Raw genomic sequence first — 503 nt, 5'->3', positions numbered from 1 at the left:
TTGACTTTAAGAGCGATCACCAGCGGCGCAGTATCCGCGATCAGCGGATTGGGTGCGCGCGACCACGTCGGCCCCGCCGCCGCGAAGGTGATGAGCGTGGCGATGATCATGGCAACGTCTATGGGATGAATTCGACGGTTCTCCTCCGCGCCCAATTGCAGAGCGGCAGCAAGATGTGGCGCGATCCCTGCAGTATGAGCCGATTGACGAGAGGGCTTGGGTCTGATCCGCCACCATAGGAACGCCATAGGGATGAGGAGTATTAGGTAATACACTCGAATAAAATGGAAATCCGTTAAGTCCATTGTCAGCTCACTCCCTTCTTTCGGTGGGAGAAATGGAACCCGGTTGTGCTGATCAGAATGGTCATCAGCGCCAGCAGCAAAGGAATATGGGACAAGCTTTGACGGGGGCGATAGCTTTGGGTTTCAACGGTTCGCGGGTTCAACTCATCAATGCGGGCGTAGGTCTGCGCCAAAGCTGCTGTGTCGTCGGCAAAGAAA

At 55.5% G+C, this 503-nt stretch carries 1 pseudogene; it reads right to left on the bottom strand.

Features of this window, described 5'->3' with window-relative positions:
* Window positions 1-307: 307 nt before the first annotated feature.
* Window positions 308-503, bottom strand: a pseudogene (locus tag ACR0E6_RS23185) (hypothetical protein); the annotation flags it as partial.

The organism is Ruegeria sp. AP12 (assembly GCF_056540025.1).
This window is presented reverse-complemented; position numbering and strand designations above follow the sequence as displayed.